Source organism: Sphingomonas caseinilytica (assembly GCF_023516455.1).
Classification (GTDB): domain Bacteria; phylum Pseudomonadota; class Alphaproteobacteria; order Sphingomonadales; family Sphingomonadaceae; genus Sphingomicrobium; species Sphingomicrobium caseinilyticum.
The window spans coordinates 364098-380759 of sequence record NZ_JAMGBA010000002.1 but is presented as its reverse complement, the minus strand read 5'-3'; the positions used below and the strand labels follow the sequence as shown (position 1 = coordinate 380759).

General features: G+C 62.3%; 21 protein-coding genes. 9 read left to right on the top strand and 12 right to left on the bottom strand.

Features of this window, described 5'->3' with window-relative positions:
- Window positions 1–154: 154 nt before the first annotated feature.
- On the top strand, window positions 155–2260 hold the full coding sequence (locus LZ496_RS08490) for a transglycosylase domain-containing protein (RefSeq protein WP_249904201.1): 2106 nt from the start codon (window positions 155–157) through the stop codon (window positions 2258–2260).
- Here the strand turns inward: LZ496_RS08490 and LZ496_RS08485 are convergent.
- Both LZ496_RS08485 and LZ496_RS08480 read right to left on the bottom strand, forming a co-directional pair.
- Window positions 2222–2971 (bottom strand): M48 family metallopeptidase, encoded by a 750-nt coding sequence (locus tag LZ496_RS08485; RefSeq protein ID WP_249904200.1) that lies wholly within the window; start codon window positions 2969–2971, stop codon window positions 2222–2224. The two genes, LZ496_RS08490 and LZ496_RS08485, sit on opposite strands and share 39 nt — an antisense overlap.
- The gene (locus LZ496_RS08480) at window positions 2928–3365 is read right to left on the bottom strand and encodes a YcgN family cysteine cluster protein (RefSeq protein ID WP_249904199.1); all 438 of its coding nucleotides are present in this window, start codon (window positions 3363–3365) and stop codon (window positions 2928–2930) included. The genes LZ496_RS08485 and LZ496_RS08480 overlap by 44 nt, the downstream gene beginning before the upstream one ends.
- Before the next feature lie 55 nt (window positions 3366–3420).
- On the opposite strand from LZ496_RS08480, the gene LZ496_RS08475 reads away from it, so the two are divergent.
- Window positions 3421–4038: an ankyrin repeat domain-containing protein gene (locus tag LZ496_RS08475; RefSeq protein WP_249904198.1), complete on the top strand. Its 618-nt coding sequence runs from the start codon at window positions 3421–3423 to the stop codon at window positions 4036–4038.
- On the opposite strand, the gene LZ496_RS08470 is transcribed toward LZ496_RS08475, so the two are convergent.
- From LZ496_RS08470 to LZ496_RS08425, 10 genes are all read right to left on the bottom strand, one after another.
- The gene (locus LZ496_RS08470) at window positions 4035–4520 is read right to left on the bottom strand and encodes an MmcB family DNA repair protein (RefSeq protein WP_249904197.1); all 486 of its coding nucleotides are present in this window, start codon (window positions 4518–4520) and stop codon (window positions 4035–4037) included. The genes LZ496_RS08475 and LZ496_RS08470 overlap by 4 nt on opposite strands.
- Window positions 4521–4625: 105 nt before the next feature.
- Complete coding sequence (locus tag LZ496_RS08465) at window positions 4626–5255, bottom strand: cell wall hydrolase (RefSeq protein WP_249904196.1); 630 nt, start codon at window positions 5253–5255, stop codon at window positions 4626–4628.
- Between the two features lie 170 nt (window positions 5256–5425).
- Window positions 5426–5767, bottom strand: a complete 342-nt coding sequence (locus LZ496_RS08460) for a DUF1491 family protein (RefSeq protein ID WP_249904195.1) — start codon at window positions 5765–5767, stop codon at window positions 5426–5428.
- On the bottom strand, window positions 5767–6240 hold the full coding sequence (locus tag LZ496_RS08455) for a PaaI family thioesterase (protein WP_249904194.1): 474 nt from the start codon (window positions 6238–6240) through the stop codon (window positions 5767–5769). The genes LZ496_RS08460 and LZ496_RS08455 overlap by 1 nt, the downstream gene beginning before the upstream one ends.
- Window positions 6230–6694 carry a PTS sugar transporter subunit IIA gene (locus tag LZ496_RS08450; protein WP_249904193.1) on the bottom strand — a complete coding sequence of 155 codons (465 nt, stop codon included), beginning with the start codon at window positions 6692–6694 and terminating at the stop codon, window positions 6230–6232. The genes LZ496_RS08455 and LZ496_RS08450 overlap by 11 nt, the downstream gene beginning before the upstream one ends.
- Window positions 6695–6769: 75 nt before the next feature.
- Window positions 6770–7339, bottom strand: a complete 570-nt coding sequence (gene hpf, locus LZ496_RS08445) for a ribosome hibernation-promoting factor, HPF/YfiA family (RefSeq protein ID WP_249904192.1) — start codon at window positions 7337–7339, stop codon at window positions 6770–6772.
- A 46-nt stretch (window positions 7340–7385) separates the two neighbouring features.
- On the bottom strand, window positions 7386–8105 hold the full coding sequence (gene dnaQ / locus LZ496_RS08440; protein ID WP_249904191.1) for a DNA polymerase III subunit epsilon: 720 nt from the start codon (window positions 8103–8105) through the stop codon (window positions 7386–7388).
- Between the two features lie 7 nt (window positions 8106–8112).
- Window positions 8113–8706 (bottom strand): dephospho-CoA kinase, encoded by a 594-nt coding sequence (gene coaE, locus LZ496_RS08435; RefSeq protein WP_249904190.1) that lies wholly within the window; start codon window positions 8704–8706, stop codon window positions 8113–8115.
- The gene (locus LZ496_RS08430; protein WP_249904189.1) at window positions 8703–9521 is read right to left on the bottom strand and encodes a shikimate dehydrogenase family protein; all 819 of its coding nucleotides are present in this window, start codon (window positions 9519–9521) and stop codon (window positions 8703–8705) included. Before LZ496_RS08430 ends, coaE begins: the two co-directional genes overlap by 4 nt.
- A complete protein-coding gene (locus tag LZ496_RS08425; RefSeq protein WP_249904188.1) occupies window positions 9518–10057 on the bottom strand; it encodes a Maf family protein in 540 nt (179 codons plus the stop codon). The genes LZ496_RS08430 and LZ496_RS08425 overlap by 4 nt, the downstream gene beginning before the upstream one ends.
- Before the next feature lie 345 nt (window positions 10058–10402).
- Here LZ496_RS08425 and hemE point away from each other — a divergent pair, with 345 nt between their 5' ends.
- From hemE to mnmE, 7 genes are all read left to right on the top strand, one after another.
- Entirely contained in the window at window positions 10403–11452 is a 1050-nt protein-coding gene (hemE, locus tag LZ496_RS08420) for a uroporphyrinogen decarboxylase (protein ID WP_366516712.1), read from the top strand.
- Window positions 11452–11913 carry a CopD family protein gene (locus LZ496_RS08415; protein WP_249904187.1) on the top strand — a complete coding sequence of 154 codons (462 nt, stop codon included), beginning with the start codon at window positions 11452–11454 and terminating at the stop codon, window positions 11911–11913. Before hemE ends, LZ496_RS08415 begins: the two co-directional genes overlap by 1 nt.
- 4 nt (window positions 11914–11917) lie before the next feature.
- Complete coding sequence (locus tag LZ496_RS08410; protein ID WP_249904186.1) at window positions 11918–12463, top strand: metal-dependent hydrolase; 546 nt, start codon at window positions 11918–11920, stop codon at window positions 12461–12463.
- Window positions 12464–12591: 128 nt separating this feature from the next.
- Complete coding sequence (gene rho / locus LZ496_RS08405) at window positions 12592–13848, top strand: transcription termination factor Rho (RefSeq protein ID WP_249904185.1); 1257 nt, start codon at window positions 12592–12594, stop codon at window positions 13846–13848.
- 24 nt (window positions 13849–13872) lie between these two features.
- The gene (locus tag LZ496_RS08400; protein WP_249904184.1) at window positions 13873–14538 is read left to right on the top strand and encodes a YjbE family putative metal transport protein; all 666 of its coding nucleotides are present in this window, start codon (window positions 13873–13875) and stop codon (window positions 14536–14538) included.
- Window positions 14539–14571: 33 nt separating this feature from the next.
- Complete coding sequence (locus LZ496_RS08395; protein WP_436286473.1) at window positions 14572–15327, top strand: TerC family protein; 756 nt, start codon at window positions 14572–14574, stop codon at window positions 15325–15327.
- Window positions 15327–16604 carry a tRNA uridine-5-carboxymethylaminomethyl(34) synthesis GTPase MnmE gene (gene mnmE, locus LZ496_RS08390; RefSeq protein ID WP_249904183.1) on the top strand — a complete coding sequence of 426 codons (1278 nt, stop codon included), beginning with the start codon at window positions 15327–15329 and terminating at the stop codon, window positions 16602–16604. The genes LZ496_RS08395 and mnmE overlap by 1 nt, the downstream gene beginning before the upstream one ends.
- The last annotated feature ends 58 nt before the right edge of the window (window positions 16605–16662 follow it).

Genomic DNA, 16662 nt, shown 5'->3' with positions numbered 1-16662 from the left:
CAACGGCCCAACATGAGCGCTACGCTATGAGTACAGCGTTGAAACAAGGTTAACATCAACTTCATCATGCGCATTGAACTTGCGCCGACTTGTGTGAGGGTTTCGAGCGGCGCGCTTGTCGGGATCAATCTTACCCAATAGGGATTCATCCCTAATGGCTGGTTCCAACCCCTCCCGCGCAAAGGGAATCTTCATATCCGCCCTGAAATGGGGCGGCGGCATCGCTCTTGTGGGCCTGATCGGCCTGGTCGTGGCGGTTGCCGTCGCGGTCGCCTCCCTTCCCGATTACGACCAACTTCGCCGGCGTTCCGACCTTGGCCAGATGGTTCGGGTCCGTGCCGCCGACGGGACGTTGCTGGTGTCGTTGGGGCCGAGCTTCGGCCGCTGGCTCGGCTATGACGAGATCCCGCCGACGATGCGGGCGGCCATGATTGCGGTCGAGGACAAGCGCTTCCGCAGCCATCCGGGCGTCGATCCGATCGGCGTTGCCCGATCCTTCAAGGTGCGGCTGGAAAGCGGCCGGTGGAAGCAGGGCGGATCGACGATCACGCAGCAGCTGGCCCGCAACATCTTCCTTACCAACAGCCGGACCTTCGGCCGCAAGGTCAAGGAAGGCGTGCTGGCGCTAGCCCTGGAACGGAAATTCTCCAAGGACCAGATCCTCGAGCTTTATCTCAATCGCGTCTATTTCGGCGGCGGGGCCTATGGCATCGACGCGGCCAGCCGGACCTTCTTCGGCCATGGCGCGGAGCGGCTGGGCCTCGGCGAGGCGGCGATCATCGCCGGCCTGGTCAAGGCTCCATCCAACTATTCGCCGACCGCCGACGTCGAGGCCGCGCGAGGCCGCGCCGGGGTTGTCCTCAATTCCATGGTCGAGAATGGATTCCTGGCTCCGGGCCTGGCAGTCGGGGTCGATCCTGCCGACATCAAGGTCCAGCCCGCACCGAAGCAGAACAGTGTTCGATATTTCACCGACTGGGCCCTGCCGCAGCTCGACATGCTGATCGACGAGACCAGCGAGCCGATCGATGTGTTCACCACGCTGGATCCGGGCATGCAGGCCGCGGCCGACAGCGCAATCAACGGATTTACGCCGGCAGGCGCGCAAGGAGCACTGGTTGCGCTCGACCGCGACGGCGCGGTGAAGGCGATGGTCGGCGGCCGCGACTATGTTGATTCCATCTACAATCGAGCGACGCAGGCCGAACGACAGCCGGGGTCCGCCTTCAAGCTGTTCGTCTATCTGTCCGCGCTCGAATCCGGATTGAAGCCAAGCGACACGATCGTCGACGAACCGGTGACCATCGACGGCTGGACTCCGCGGAACTCGACCCGCACCCACCTTGGGCCGGTGACCCTGCGCGAGGCATTCGCGCGGTCGATCAACACGGTCAGCGCCAAGATCGGCGAATCGATCGGCTTCGGGACCATTGCCTCGATGGCTCACCGGTTCGGCATATCCGGCAACATCTCGACCTTCCCCTCGATGGTGCTTGGCACCAGCGACGTTCGCTTGATCGACATGACACGGGCATTCGCCTCGGTTCAGAATCGCGGGATTGGCGTCGTTCCCTATGCCGTTCGAAAAGTTGTCACGGCGGACGGGCAACTGCTGTACCAGCACCAGGCCGAAGAACAGCGCGTGCTGGTCGCGCCCTGGGTCGCGGCGGGGATGACCGACCTGCTCCAGTCGGCGGTCCTGTCAGGCACCGGCCGCGCCGCTCAGATCGGCCGGCCCGTCGCCGGCAAGACCGGCACCACCTCATCCAACAAGGACGGCTGGTTCGTCGGCTTTTCCAGCGGCATCACCACTGGCGTGTGGATGGGCCGCGACGATGCCAAGAGGGTCGCAGGCCTTCAGGGCGGCACGGCCCCTGCCCGTGCCTTCGCCGAATTCATGAAAGTCGCCGTCGCCAAGCGCCCGGTCGAGCAGTTCGAAACCCAGGCCCCAATGCCGGACTGGCAGCTTGAACCGGACGAAGAGGCATGGGGCATGAACTATGTCGATTCCGAGCCGCTGGTGGATGCCGACGGCAATCCACTGCCCAATCAGCCGGTGGACCCGCTGGCGCCCCAACCGGGAACGGAGCAGGTCGACCAGCAATGGCTGGATGAGGTGTTGCGCCGCAATCCAGACAATCGGCCTCAACCGGGCCAACAGGTCCCCCAGCCTCAACCACAGCAGGTGCCGCCGGTCCGAAACCAGCCGCCGCGCCAGCCGTCAGAGCAGCCGACCGATCCGCTTCAGCCTAGGCCCTAGTGAGCGCAACTCCGCCCGCGCCGATGCGACATTGGCGCCGTAGAGCTCCGCCTCTAGCGCCCGGAATTCGGGGCCGTGGTTCATGTGGCGACGATGCGCGACTTCGTGCGCCACTAGCCAATTCAGGAGATGCGGCGGCGCAAGGATGATCCGCCAGCTGTAACGGAGCGCGCCGTTGGCCGAGCAACTGCCCCATCTGCTTGCGGCATCGCCTACCGACACCGATCGGATCGAAACCCCGGCCCGGCGCGCCGCATCGGCGGAAGCGTCGCTGAGCCGGCTGCGGGCCAGGTCACGCAGGAAGCGCTCTATCCTTCCCGCAAATGAATCTGCGGGACCGCCGCAGCTCAACACCCCGTCGGCCAGTCGAGGCGTCCTGGGCAGGGTGGCGTCCCAGTGCAACCGGACCGGGGTGCCTTCGACCGCTATGGTCACACCAGGGATGAACGGCTCGGCAGGCTGGATCTTTGTAAGCTGCGCGTCGACCCAATCCGATTGCTTGCTGGCCCAATCGAGCGCGGCCCGTCGGCTCATCTTTCGGGGATAGGTCAAAAGCAATCTACTGCGCCCTTCATCGAGCCGAAGACGAACCGACCGTGCGCGGGGGTGGGGGCGAAGCTCGACCGGCCAGGCGAGTCCGGGCAGGTTCAGTGTTTCCGATCCCTTGCTAAAGAGGCTTATCAACGAGGTGCCATTCAAGGTCCCCGGCATCGACCTCGCTGATCGTCCAGCCCCGGGTCGACTGGCCGGCCTCATGCACCGTCTCCCGGCTACCCGAAATCAAATAGTGCCAATCGAAGAGGGGCTTGCCTTCATACCGGAGACGGTAAGCACAGGTTGCCGGAAGCCATTCCAGCTCATCCAGCTTGTGCGGATCCAGCTTCACGCAATCCGACACCAGCTTCTTGCGATTGGGATAGTCGGTGCACTGCCCCATTCGCCGGTCGAGCAATTTGCAAGCGACATTGGTCGGGAACAGCTCGCCGGTATCCTCATCCTCGAGCTTGTGCAGGCAGCAGCGGCCGCAGCCGTCACACAGAGCTTCCCACTCGCCGCGATCGAGCGACGACAAAGGCTTTTCCCAAAAGGGTTTTGCGCTATTCATTCCGCGGTCAGCCTTGGTCGCCCAAGGCAATGAGATCAAGACAGGGAAGAAAAGAGTGACGTTGAAGAGAAGCCTGGCAGCGATCATCGCCCTGTCGCTCGCCGCATCGCCGGCACCGATTTTCGCGCAAGGACTGGGCCTCAACGCGTCGGACGGCGAAGCCTTCCTGAAGGCGATCAAGGACGATGATGCCAACAAGGCAGTCGAACTTGCCGGCCAGCCCGGAGCCCGTGTCGTCAACTATCGCGGATATAGCGGTGAAACCCCGCTCAACATCGTCCTTCGCAAGCGCGAACTGGACTGGGTCGGTTTCTTGCTGACCCGAGGCGCCGATCCCAACATCGCCGACGGCAAGGGCGACATACCGTTGACCATTGCCGCGGAGATTGGGTTCGAGGAAGCGGCCGCCCAGCTGATTCGGCGCGGAGCGAGGATCGACGGGGTCAATCGCCGCGGGGAAACAGCGCTTGCGGTCGCGGTGCAGCAACGGCAGCCGAGAATGGTCGAGCAATTGCTGAAAGCGGGCGCCAACCCCGACAAGGGCGATCATGTCACCGGCTATACGCCGCGCGATTATGCCAAGCGCGATACGCGTAACCCGCAACTGCTGAAGCTGATCGAAACCATCAAGCCGGCGGGCAAGAAGGCCGTCACCGGCCCCAAGATCAACTAGAAGCTGTCGCCGAGCGACGGGTCGATCTGCGCCGACAACCGGCGTGCGGCGCGGCGCGCGAATCTGAGTGTTTCCGCCTTCCGTCGTGCAGGTGCGAGCGGCCTGGTCGACGGCTCGCGCATGACCGCGGCATCATAACGGTCGGCGACCAGCAATCCGGCATGATCCGGCAGGAAGCGCGCGTCCTCCAGAATCGGCGCCAGCAGCTGCGGCACCGCCCAGAAGAAACGATCGCAATAATCGAGATAGTCCGTCCATTTCTGGTCCGACAAAAGATCCGCGCGGCTGACCTTGATCTCAACGATGGTCAGCTCGCCTTTCGGCCCGATCGCCATCAGGTCTGCGCGCCGTCCATTCGGCAGCGGCACTTCGCACATTGCGAACAGGTCATGCCTGCAAAACAGCCGGGTAACGCCCCGCGCGACCTCCGCTGCGATCGGCGGGCCATCGACAAAACAATCGGGAATCGGACTCGAAGCCATCACCGACTGTTAGAACAAAAGGGGCACGCAGCCAATCTGGGAGTTTGGCGAGTACCCCTTTGAGGCCGCCAGCAAAGGCGGCCCCTTAGTCAGGAACGACGACGATCAGCGGTAGAAAACGTGATTGCCGAGCGTGCCGACGCGAGTCAGACGCCAGCCCGGCGAGACCCGGCGCGCGTGGAAGAACAGCGCCTTGCCCATCGGCGAAGGTTGAAGTTCCTGGTCGACGATCTTGGCGATCGCCACTGCATCCTGCCAATCCTGGCTGGCGCGCGGGACGGACGGCAGCGAGCGTCCGCGAATGAAGCTGAACTGGCTGCGCTGGAACAGCACGCCGCAATAGCTGGACGGGAACCGGCCGGATTCGGCGCGGTTGGCGATGACGTGGCCGACGGCCAGCTGGCCCTTCAGGCTCTCGCTCTTCGCCTCGTAATAGATGCCGACCGCAAGGCATTCCAGTTCACGGCTGCCGGGATCGGAGCTGCGCATGCTGGCCACGGCTTCGGCCAAGGTTGCTTGCGGGTCGATGGTATCTTCCGGCTGTACGACCTCTTCGCCCAGTGGCGAGAGAGGATCCGGAGCTTCCGCTGCCGGGAGCGGAATCACTTTCATGGAAGCCGGAACCGGGCCTTCAGAGATCAGCGGTTCCGTTGCAGGGGTTACCTGGGCCGGAGCGACCGACGAACCGGTCAAAGCGGCGATCACCATGAAGGCGGTACGAAGCGACACGAACATGCAAACCGTTACTTGGGCGGTGAACCGGCCCGTTGGCGAGCCGACCTCAAGTCAGCATCGCCGAGGGTGGTTCCCCGACTGCGTGGTATCTAGTTCGGCCTACATCGCCGATATGCGGATACCCCCCGCGTTTAACTCCGGGGCCGTGATTTCGGATTGGTTCCGGGGGGTCAACCTTTAGCGCCCATTTCCACGATGAGTCGTTGCGGGTCCGGGATGTCCAGTTCAATTAACCATGAATCTTCATCAAACCGGAGCCGTTTTTCGCTCCAATCCGCCAAACTTTGGCTGTCGGCGCCGACCGGCGGACCGGACCTTTGCCAACCATAAATTCCGTCGGGGCCAAGCGCCCTCTCGAGGCAGGCCTGGTGTTGGCCCCTACTGGCGATCAACAGGATCAGCGCCCCGCGGTCAGCGTCCCCGCGCTTGATGATCGTACCGAAGCCGCCTTCGGCCTCCGCCTGGCGGATAAAGCCGGCCGCTTCGAGATGCGCGGGCAACCGCTCGGCCATCAACGCGTGCGATATCCGTCGAGGCTGGAGAGGGAGATGTGCGAGCGCATGAACGTCCCGGTGCCGCGTGCGCATTCCTCGCCTTCGGAATCGACGATTCGCGCTTCAGCGACGAACACCCTTCGCTTGCCGGATATCCAGCGGCCCTCGGCCCGCGCTTCGCCCGAACGCATCGGCTTGGTGAAGTGAAGGTTGAAGGCCGTCGTCAAAAGGAAACGGTCGCTGACCAGGCCGTTGGCTGCATAGAAAGCCGCATCGTCCAGCATCTTGAAATACAGCGTTCCATGGGCCGCCCCGGCCGCGTGAAAGCTTTCGTCCGAGACCGCGAACCTTATCTCGCTTCGGCCAGCATCGGGAAGAACGAGTTTCGACCGGAAAAGCTGATTGATCGGTGCCGAATCATAAAGAGATTCAAGCGCCCGCAGATGCGCTTCTTCTCCGGTCGGTCGAAGGTCGACCGCCTCAGGCGGCATCGCGTTCCTCTGCGCCCATCAAGACGGCGGCCATCGCGTCCCGGCTGCGCGCTCCGCGCAGCTTCTCGACGATTCCGGCATGGCGCACCAAGCGGCTGACTGCCGCCAGCGCCTTCAAATGCTCGGCCCCAGCGTCGGGCGGAGATAGCAGCAGGAACACGAGGTCGACCGGCTGGCCATCGACAGCCTTGTAATCCATCGGCGAGGCAAGGCGGGCAACCAGCGCATAGACTCGTTCCAGGCCAGGCAGCTTGCCGTGCGGGATCGCGACACCTCCGCCGAAACCGGTCGACCCAAGCCGTTCGCGCTCACCGATCGAATCGGCGATCTTCGATGGATCGATCGACAGGCGAGCCCCGGCGATCTGCGCCAGCTGGTTCAACAACTGGCGCTTGTTTCCTGTCGCCAGGTCAATGCGGATCGCTTCGAAATCGAGGAACTGGGCAAGCTGCATTCACTGATACTTTCACGGGCCACGCATATACGCGCCAACTTCGGCAACGCCGTTAGCCGAGCGAAACGGTCTTTGTCACTTGGCAGACGGTTCGACCCAGCCGATCGTTCCATCGTCCCGGCGATAGACCATGTTGAATTCGCCGCTCTTCGAGTTGCGGAACATCAGCGCCGTCGTGTTCCTGAGGTCGAGCATCATCACCGCATCCGATACGCTTGCATCCGGGATGTCGACCCGCGTTTCGGCGACGATCGGCGGCGCGGGCGGAATCGGTTCCTCTTCGTCGGCGGGGGCCGCGAACACCGTGTAGGCGGCATCCTGCGGGACGCCGGCGCCATCCGCCTCGCTGCGACGCTCGCGCAGACGATCCATATAGCGCTTGAGCTGTTTCTCGATCTTGTCCGCGGCGCCGTCGAAGGCGATGTGCGCATCGTTGGCGCGATTGGAGGACTTCAGGACAACGCCCTGATTGACCGGGGCGACGATGTCGCAGGTGAAATCCTCGTAGGGACCGCGTCCAAACGTCACATTGGCCGCGACAGCCCTAGAAAAATAGCGGTCGGCAATGGCCGACAGCCGATCGGAGACATGGGAACGGAGCGCCTCGCCGGTATCGACCTGATGACCTGCGACCCGAATATCCATGCTGGCTCTCCTTTCATCTCATCGCGGCGCTTGACGCCCAACGGTGTTAGGCAGCGCCGCGTTCCGAAGTGGGATCGATAAAGCGGTCCCACAAGGGATTGGCGATCTTCGCCACAAAAGTCCGATGTCGGGCTAGTTCTTCCGGCGTTGCGGCATGTGGCCGCGCTTCCCGGACGGCGCCCGTCGCCGGTCCCAAATTCGTCACTGAAATCGTCACGCTGCTAGGTGCTTCTGCGACCAGTCCAAGGCCGATCTGCCGTCCGCCGGTCAGCTCGATATAGACCTGCGCCAGCAGCTGCGCATCGAGCAATGCGCCATGCTTCACGCGCTGCGAACGGTCGACGCCGTAGCGTGTGCAAAGCGCATCCAGGCTATGTTTTGCGCCTGGATGACGCGACCGGGCCAGCACCAGCGTGTCGACCATTCGGGTCATGCAGACATTGCCGCGGCCGCAGCGCTCAAGTTCGTTGTTCAGGAATCCGAAGTCGAAGCTGGCGTTGTGAGCGACGAGCGGCGCATCGCCGATAAACTCCAGCAGCTCTTCGGCCTTGTCGGCGAAGCGCGGCTTGTCGGACAGGAAGATGTCGCTGAGACCATGGACCGCCTCGGCCTCGCTCGGCATCGAGCGTTCGGGATTGAAGTAGCAATGGAAGTGCCGGCCCGTCTCGACCCGGCCGACCATTTCGATACATCCGATTTCGACCATGCGGTCGCCGGCCGCGGGAGAGAGTCCCGTGGTCTCCGTGTCGAAGACGATTTCACGCATGGCTTCCTTAAACACCCGTCTTGAGGCCGAGACAAGCTAGGATATGGCGCACCTGGGCGCGGGTTTCATCCAGACTGCCGGAAGTATCGACGATAAAGTCCGCGCGGGCGCGCTTTTCCGCGTCCGGCATTTGCCGACCCAGAATTTGCTCGAACTTCTCCCGAGTCATGCCCGGCCGGGCGAGGACTCTCTCCCGCTGAAGCTTTTCACCGGCGGAAACGACGATCACCTTGTCGAAGGCCTCGGCGCCGCCCGTTTCGAACAAGAGTGGGATGTCGAACAGAAGCGCCGGCGAATCGCCATGCTCGACGATGAATCGGGTGCGCTCATGATGAACGGCCGGATGGACGATGGCCTCAAGCGCAGCCAATTCGTCGCGATTCCCAAGCACGGCTGCCGAAAGTGCATCGCGATCGACCGCTCCATCGCGAGTCGTATTGGGAAAACGGGCTTCGATCTGCGGCACCAGGCGTCCGCCCTGACCCTGCAGTTGGCGGACGACCGCGTCGGCATCGAAAATTGGAATAGCTTCGTCTGCGAACATCGCCGCGACAGTCGATTTCCCCATGCCGATCGAACCGGTGAGCGCGAGGGTGATCATCGCTTCAGTAATTGCCAGAGTTGCTCGTCGCGGTCACGCGGCGCATCGGCATCGAAGAACAGTTTGAAGCTGGTTGCTGCCTGTTCGACCAGCATGTCGAGGCCGCCCGCCGTCTTTAGTCCTTGTTCGCGCGCTGCCGCTATGAGCGGCGTGACCGGCGGATCGGTGACCATGTCCATCACCCATCCGTCGGGTGGCATCCGATTCAGTTCACAGTTGAGACAATCGCGACCGGGCATCCCGAGCGGCGTTGCATTGATCAGGCCGTCAGTTGCAATTGGAGCAGTGAAGAGAGCAGGTTCGACCTCCAATCCGAACTCGACCGCAAGCTTTACAGCCTCGGAAAGATCCCGCGCCTGGATTCGAACCGCGGATATGCCGACCAGCTTGAGCGCAACCAGCGCGGCCCTGGCGGCGCCACCGTTACCGAGCAAGGTAACGCTGCCCATTCGCGCCTTGGATTCGTAGAGGCGAGTGAGCAGGATCGCGATTGCGCCGACATCGGTGTTGGCAGCCGCCAGCCGGCTTTCGCGCATCATCAGTACGTTGGCGGCGCCGGCCGCGACGGCGCGATCGGTGACTTCGTCGGCCATCGCGGCCGCATCGAGCTTAAGCGGCATGGTGACGTTGGATCCGCGCCAGTTCGTGTCGGCTCGCCGTTCTTCCAGATAGGCCGGGAAGTCGGCGCGGCTTACCTGGCGACGGCCGTAGCTGGCGTCGATCCCGAGAGCTTCAAGCCAAAATCCGTGAATGGTCGGCGACAGGCTCTGCACGATCGGATCGCCAATCACTTCGGCATAGGGTTTTGACGTCATGACGGCATCTGCCCGCGATCGCGCAGGGCTCCAAGAAGTGGAAGGAGCGGCATTCCAAGGATTGTGAAGTGGCTACCCTCGACACGATCGAACAAAGTCACACCGCGTCCCTCCATCCGGAATACGCCCACGCAATAGCTGACCTCCGGCCATTCCTGGTCCAGATAGGCATTGATGAACTGCTCGCTCAGCGATCGCCAGTGCAGCTTCGCCGTTTCGGTATGAACCCATTCCACATTGCCCTTCCTGGCCAGTGCAACGGCGCTGGAAAGCAGCATTGTGCGCCCTGAAAAGGAACGAAGATGGGTAGCGGCCTCATCCCGATCGCCTGGTTTGGAATAGCGAACGCCGTCAACCGTCACCGTGCTGTCGCTTCCGATGACCCAATCGCCGGAATTCGCCGCGAGCGACGCGGCCTTGCCCGCCGCCAATGTCCGGGCAAGGATTTCGCTGTCGCCTTCGAAGGCACGCTTAACCTCCTCCTCATCAAATTCAGGCGAGCGGACCTCGAACTCGAGACCCGCCTGCTCAAGCATCGCCCTTCGAATTTGGCTGTTGCTGGCCAATATCAACGACATAGCGCTCCGGTGGAGAAGTCTGTGGAAAAGTCTCCCTGATCTCCTAGCGCGAAGTCGGGGATGACCCAATGGCCGGGATTCGCCATTTTGCCCTGTCGGCGGATTCAGGACTCCATCCACAGGGGAAAATCATCATCCACAGACTGTGAATCATGGGAGTGACTGGGGGCGACTCGCCAAAAGCCCACGATTCGCGCCGAATCGCGACCTGTTGGCAAAGCTGGGAGGCTCCCTTAAATCCCGCTGCCAACGCCCCATCATCATCATCAATCTACTTATCTTATATATAAGGGAGAATAGAGGGTGGCCTCGCCCGTTCCCGTATCCGTCGACAAGCCTTTGCTAGCCGTGCTTCGCGGTGAGCGTCGCGATCCCCCGCCCATGTGGCTGATGCGTCAGGCCGGCCGCTATTTGCCCGAGTATCGCGAACTCCGGGCGAAGAAGGGCGGATTCCTCGACATGGCCTATGATCCGGAGACCGCGGCGGAGATCACGCTGCAACCGCTCCGGCGGTTTCCGTTCGATGGCGCCATCCTCTTTTCCGACATTCTCGTCGTCCCGCACGCGATGGGCATGGATCTGACCTTCGTCGTGGGTGAAGGTCCAAGGCTTGCTCCACCGCTATGCGATGCACGCCTGGACGACCTTGAACCGGCCCTGGAGCGCCTCGATCCCATTTATGAAACGGTGAGGCGGGTTAAGGCTGAGTTGTCGCCCCAGACGACTTTCCTGGGCTTTGCCGGGTCGCCATGGACGGTCGCCACCTACATGATTGCCGGGCAGGGCAGCCGCGAACAGGCCGAGGCCCGCCAGCTTGCCTATCTCGATCCCGCCAAGATGGATTCCATTCTCGACATCGTGTCGCGGATCACGGTCGACTATCTGTCGGGCCAGATCGAAGCCGGCGTCGACGCTGTCCAGCTGTTCGACAGCTGGTCCGGAAGCCTGTCACCGGCGCAGTTCGAGAATCTGGTCATCCGCCGCACGGCCTGGATCGTCAGCGAACTGAGGCGCCGCCATCCGGAAACGCCGATCATCGGCTTTCCAAAGGGCGCCGGCGGTAAACTTCGCGCCTATGCCGATGAAACTGGCGTGGATGCGGTCGGAATCGATGAGACGGTCGATCCCGCCTGGGCGGCGAGGGAACTTCCGGCTGGCCTGCCTGTGCAGGGCAATCTCGATCCACTGGCGTTGATCGCGGGTGGCGAGGCACTAAACTCGGCGACGCGTCGAATCCTTGACGCATTTGCCGACCGGCCCCACATCTTCAACCTGGGCCATGGGATCCAGCAGACCACCCCAATCGCCAATGTCGAACAGCTGGTTGCGCTGGTGAAGCGCCAGGGGGATTGATGTCGTTCCTGTCAGAGTATCAGGGATTTCTGGGCGCGGCCTACCTGTGGGTGAAGGCGGCTCACGTCACTTTCGTCATCTTCTGGATCGCCGGACTGTTTATCGTTCCGCGCTATTATATCCACCACCAGGCGACGACGCCCGGATCCGCCGAGGACCGCGCCTGGATCGAGCGGGAGGACAAGGCACGGACCATCATCCTGACTCCGGCGATGCTGATCGTCTGGGTGCTCGGCTTGATGCTGGCGGTACATCTCAATGTCTTTGGCCAGCTGTGGTTCACGGCCAAACTGCTGCTCGTCGTCATCCTGACCGGTTATCAGGGCTGGATCGGCGCATATGGCAAGAAACTGGCCGGCGGGCATCGCGAGCTCGAGGACAAGAAGCTGCGGCTGATGAACGAATTGCCGGGCATCCTCACCGCCTTCATCGTCGTCTTCGTGATCGTTAAGCCCTTCTAGCAAAGTGCCGACCGTCCTGACCCATGCCGCACTGCCGGTGATTGCAGCGATGGCGGTCGGTAGGGGACGTAGTTCACGCGGGCTGGTGATCGCCTGCGCCGTCGCGGCGGTCATTCCCGACCTGGACGTTGCGGGCCGGGCGTTCGGCATTTCTTCTGAATCTCTGCTTGGTCATCGCGGAATCAGCCATTCGATTGCCGCGGCAGCCCTGATTGCAATCTTCGGCGGCGCCTTGTTGGCGGGCCGTTACCGCTGGCAAGTCAGCCTGCCGTGCCTGTTCCTGTCGGCTCTTTCGCATGGCCTGACCGACATGTTGACCGACGGCGGCAAGGGCATCGCCCTCTGGTGGCCGATATCGGACGAGCGATTGTTCGCGCCATTCCGGCCGATCGAGGTCTCGCCGATTCTCCTGCGCGGGTTCGAGAACGGCAAGCTGCCGCTGGTCCTGCTCTCCGAGCTGATTTGGCTGATTGCGCCCGCCTTGCTGGTGGCGCTTCTTGTCCGCATCCTGGTTCCTCCCCATATTGACTTGGACAAGGGCCAATCTTAACGCCGTCAGCCAAGACGGCTGCATCGCCCGACTCTCCTAGCTCATGCCGGTGCGGTCCCATCCCTTTCGCGGCGTCCTGCCGCGGGCGTAGACATTCCAATCTGATTTTCGTTCGAAAGACACTCTAAATGCATCTCAAGGACCTGAAGAAAAAAACCCCCGCCGACCTCGTCGCACAGGCTGAGGAGATGGGGATCGAAGGCGCATCGACGATGCGCAAGCAGGACCTGATGTTCTCCATCCTCAAGGTGCGCGCGGAAAGCGGCGCCGAAATCAACGGACAAGGCACGATCGAAGTGCTGAACGACGGTTTCGGCTTCCTCCGTTCGCCCGAGGCCAATTACCTCGCCGGCCCCGACGATATTTACGTCGCGCCCAACGTCGTCCGCCGCTTCGGTCTTCGTACGGGCGATACGGTCGAAGGCGAGATCCGGGCCCCCAAGGATGGCGAACGTTATTTCGCGCTGACCAAGGTCAACCAGATCAACTACGACGATCCGGACGCCGTGCGTCACCGGGTCAACTTCGACAACCTCACACCGCTCTATCCCGACGAGAAGCTGAAGCTCGACACGCTCGATCCGACCATCAAGGACAAGAGCGCCCGCGTGATCGACATCGTCTCGCCGCTCGGCAAGGGCCAGCGCGCACTGATCGTTGCTCCGCCGCGGACCGGCAAGACCGTGCTGCTGCAGAACATCGCCCGCGCGATCACCGACAATAATCCGGAAGTTTTCCTGATCGTCCTTCTGATCGACGAGCGGCCGGAAGAAGTCACCGACATGCAGCGCAGCGTGAACGGCGAAGTGATCAGCTCGACCTTTGACGAGCCGGCCTCGCGTCACGTCCAGGTCGCCGAAATGGTGATCGAAAAGGCCAAGCGCCTGGTTGAGCACAAGAAGGATGTCGTCATCCTCCTCGACTCCATCACCCGCCTGGGCCGCGCCTACAACACGGTCGTTCCTTCGTCGGGCAAGGTGCTGACCGGCGGCGTCGACGCCAACGCGCTTCAGCGGCCGAAGCGCTTCTTCGGTGCAGCGCGCAACATCGAGGAAGGCGGCTCGCTTTCCATCATCGCCACCGCTCTGATCGACACCGGTTCGAAGATGGACGAAGTCATTTTCGAAGAGTTCAAGGGTACCGGCAACAGCGAAATCGTCCTCGACCGCAAGGTCTCCGACAAGCGCATCTTCCCGTCGCTCGACGTCGGCAAGTCCGGTACGCGCAAGGAAGAGCTGCTGGTCGACCAGGCCGTCCTGTCGAAGATGTGGGTGCTTCGCCGCATCTTGATGCAGATGGGTACCGTCGATGCGATGCAGTTCCTGCTAGACAAGATGAAGGACGCCAAGTCGAACGAGGATTTCTTCGCTTCGATGAACCAGTAGTCGCCGACAGACGTTCAGCCCCCCGTGCTCGCCAGCCTCAACTTCTCAGCTGTCTTCACGACCACGGGGCTGGCAAAGCTCGGGCAGATCATCGTCGGCGACCTGACCATGGCTGGGGACAATGTCGTCATCATGGGATCGCTGGCGTCTGGCCTTCCGGAGCGCGACCGCCGCCGTGTGTTGATGCTTGGCGTCGGCATGGCGCTGGCCTTCCTCATCACCTTCGCGGTGCTTGCGACCAAGCTGCTGCAGATCACCGGCCTGGTTTTCGCCGGCGGCCTCCTGCTGCTTTGGGTTGCATACAACATGTGGCAGGAGCTTCATCCGGCCAAGGTGGTGGTGGCCGACGATCCGGAGACGGAGAGCGTCGAGGGACCGCCCCCAACCAAGACCTTCCTTCAGGCCGCGATCCAGATTGCGATCGCCGATCTCAGCATGAGCCTGGACAATGTCCTGCTGGTTGCCTCGATCGCGCGCGAAAATCCGGCACTGCTGGTCATCGGCCTAACCTTCTCCGTCCTGTTCATGGGTTTTGCCGCGAATTATGTGGCTCGCCTGATCCAGCGGCACCATTGGATCAATTACATCGGCCTTGCGGTCATCCTCTACGTTTCCCTCAACATGATCTACGAGGGATGGGTTGGCGGCGATCATGTGCTAGGCCTTCGAACCGCACTCCAGCTTGGGTAATCCGGGATGTCGATGAGCTTTGCGTCTGCCGAGATGGTTCCGCAGGAACAGGGGTTTGAAGTGATCAATCTTTTGCTCGTCAGCCTTGCAGCCGTGGCGGCCGGGTTCGGCACGCCAGCCGACATCTGGGCCTCGATCGTCAAGGATTTCTCGAACATCACCGAGCCGTCGGCATTTGCCGCCTTCATCCAGGTGCTGATGATCGACCTCGTTCTTGCCGGCGACAATGCGATCGTCGTTGGCGCGCTGGCCGCCGGCCTTCCGGCTGAGCAGCGCAAGAAGGTCATCTTCATCGGCGTGATGGCTGCTCTGGTGCTGCGCATCCTGTTCGCCCTCATCGTCACGCAACTGATGCAGATCATCGGCCTTATCCTGGTCGGCGGCCTGCTCCTTCTCTGGGTTTCCTGGCGCATGTGGCGCGACCTGCGCCATGCCGGCGAGAGCCATGGATCCCCTGAAGTTTATGGTGACGAGCATTCGGGCCTGAAGCCCGCCAAGAGCTTCACACGGGCGGCCTGGGCGGTTGCCATCGCCGACGTCAGCATGAGCCTCGATAACGTCCTCGCCGTCGCCGGCGCGGCCCGCGAGCATCCCGGCATCCTGATCGTTGGATTGATCTTCGCCGTCGCGCTGATGGGTGTCGCTGCCAACATCATCGCCAAATATATCGAGCGCTTCCGTTGGATCGCTTATCTGGGCCTCGCGGTGATCGTCTATGTTTCGGTCAAGATGCTCTATGAAGGCTGGGTCGACCCCCACGTGGGTCTCGGCCGGCTGTTCGGGGGATGATGAGCAGGGCGAGCGGCGATACGATCGTCGCGCTGTCCAGCGGACGCCCGCCTGCCGCCATCGCCGTCGTTCGAACCAGTGGACCTGCCGCGCTTGAAGCAGCAGCGCGACTGGCTGGGAAACTTCCAGACCAGCGGCAGGCATCTCTCCGGCGGCTCATCGATCCTCGCGACGGGTCCTTGATCGACGAGGCATTGCTCCTCCGGTTTGATGCTCCTGACAGCGCAACCGGAGAGAATATCGTTGAATATCAATGTCATGGAGGTCGAGCTACGGTCGATGCGCTGACCGGCGCGCTTCTTTCCTGTCCCGGGCTCCGGGTTGCGGAGCCGGGCGAGTTCACCCGGCGCGCCTTGGCCAATGGGCGGATCGACCTGACAGAGGCCGAGGGGCTTTCCGAACTGCTGATGGCGGAAACGGAGCTTCAGCGGCGTTCTGCCATCGCTAGGGCAGGCGGCGCACTTCGCAAGCGGCTGGACGGATGGCGCGATCAATTGCTGGCGCTCTCGGCCCAGGCGGAAGTCGCAATCGACTATTCCGACGAAGATGACGGAGGTTCGGCGCCAGACCTGAAGCATCCGATCGAACGGCTTGCGGCAGATCTGACCGAGCTCGTCGATGCTCCCCGTGTTGAACCCCTCCGCGACGGAATCAGGGTCGTGGTGGCGGGCCCACCGAACGCTGGAAAGTCTAGCCTTGTCAATGCCTTGGCCCAAAGCGAGAAGGCGATCGTCACGCACATCGCGGGAACCACGCGGGACGTCATCGAAGTCCCGATCGCAATCGACGGAATCCCGTTCGTGCTCGTCGACACGGCGGGACTTCGGGAATCGCACGATGTCGTTGAGGCGATCGGGGTCGGCCGGGCCAAGGAAGAGGCGGAGCGGGCTGACATATTGCTGTGGTTGGGAGCAGAGGATCCCATCGAACATCCCGATTTGATTCGGATAGCTGCAAAGTCAGATCTGGGTATGGCCGGCGAAGGGATGGCGGTTTCCGCTGTGTCGGGCGCGGGGCTTACCGAATTAATGCAAGCCTTGGTCGGTCGCGCAGGTGCTCTCCTCCCTAAGGCGGACGAGCTGACCTTGGACCGTCGACAGCATGATTTGCTCGCGGAGGCACAAGAAGCGCTCCAGCGTGGCGCACAATTGGATGACCCCGTTCTTGTTGCTGAGGAGCTTCGTAACGCCCGCTTGGCGGTTGATCGAATTTCCGGGCGTGCAGGGGTTGAAGACCTGCTTGACGCATTATTCGGGCGCTTCTGCCTGGGCAAATAGGCCTGGAAGTGTTTCACGTGGAACGCTGCTCGTTGAAGGGCGCGGCTCCGCCATGTAT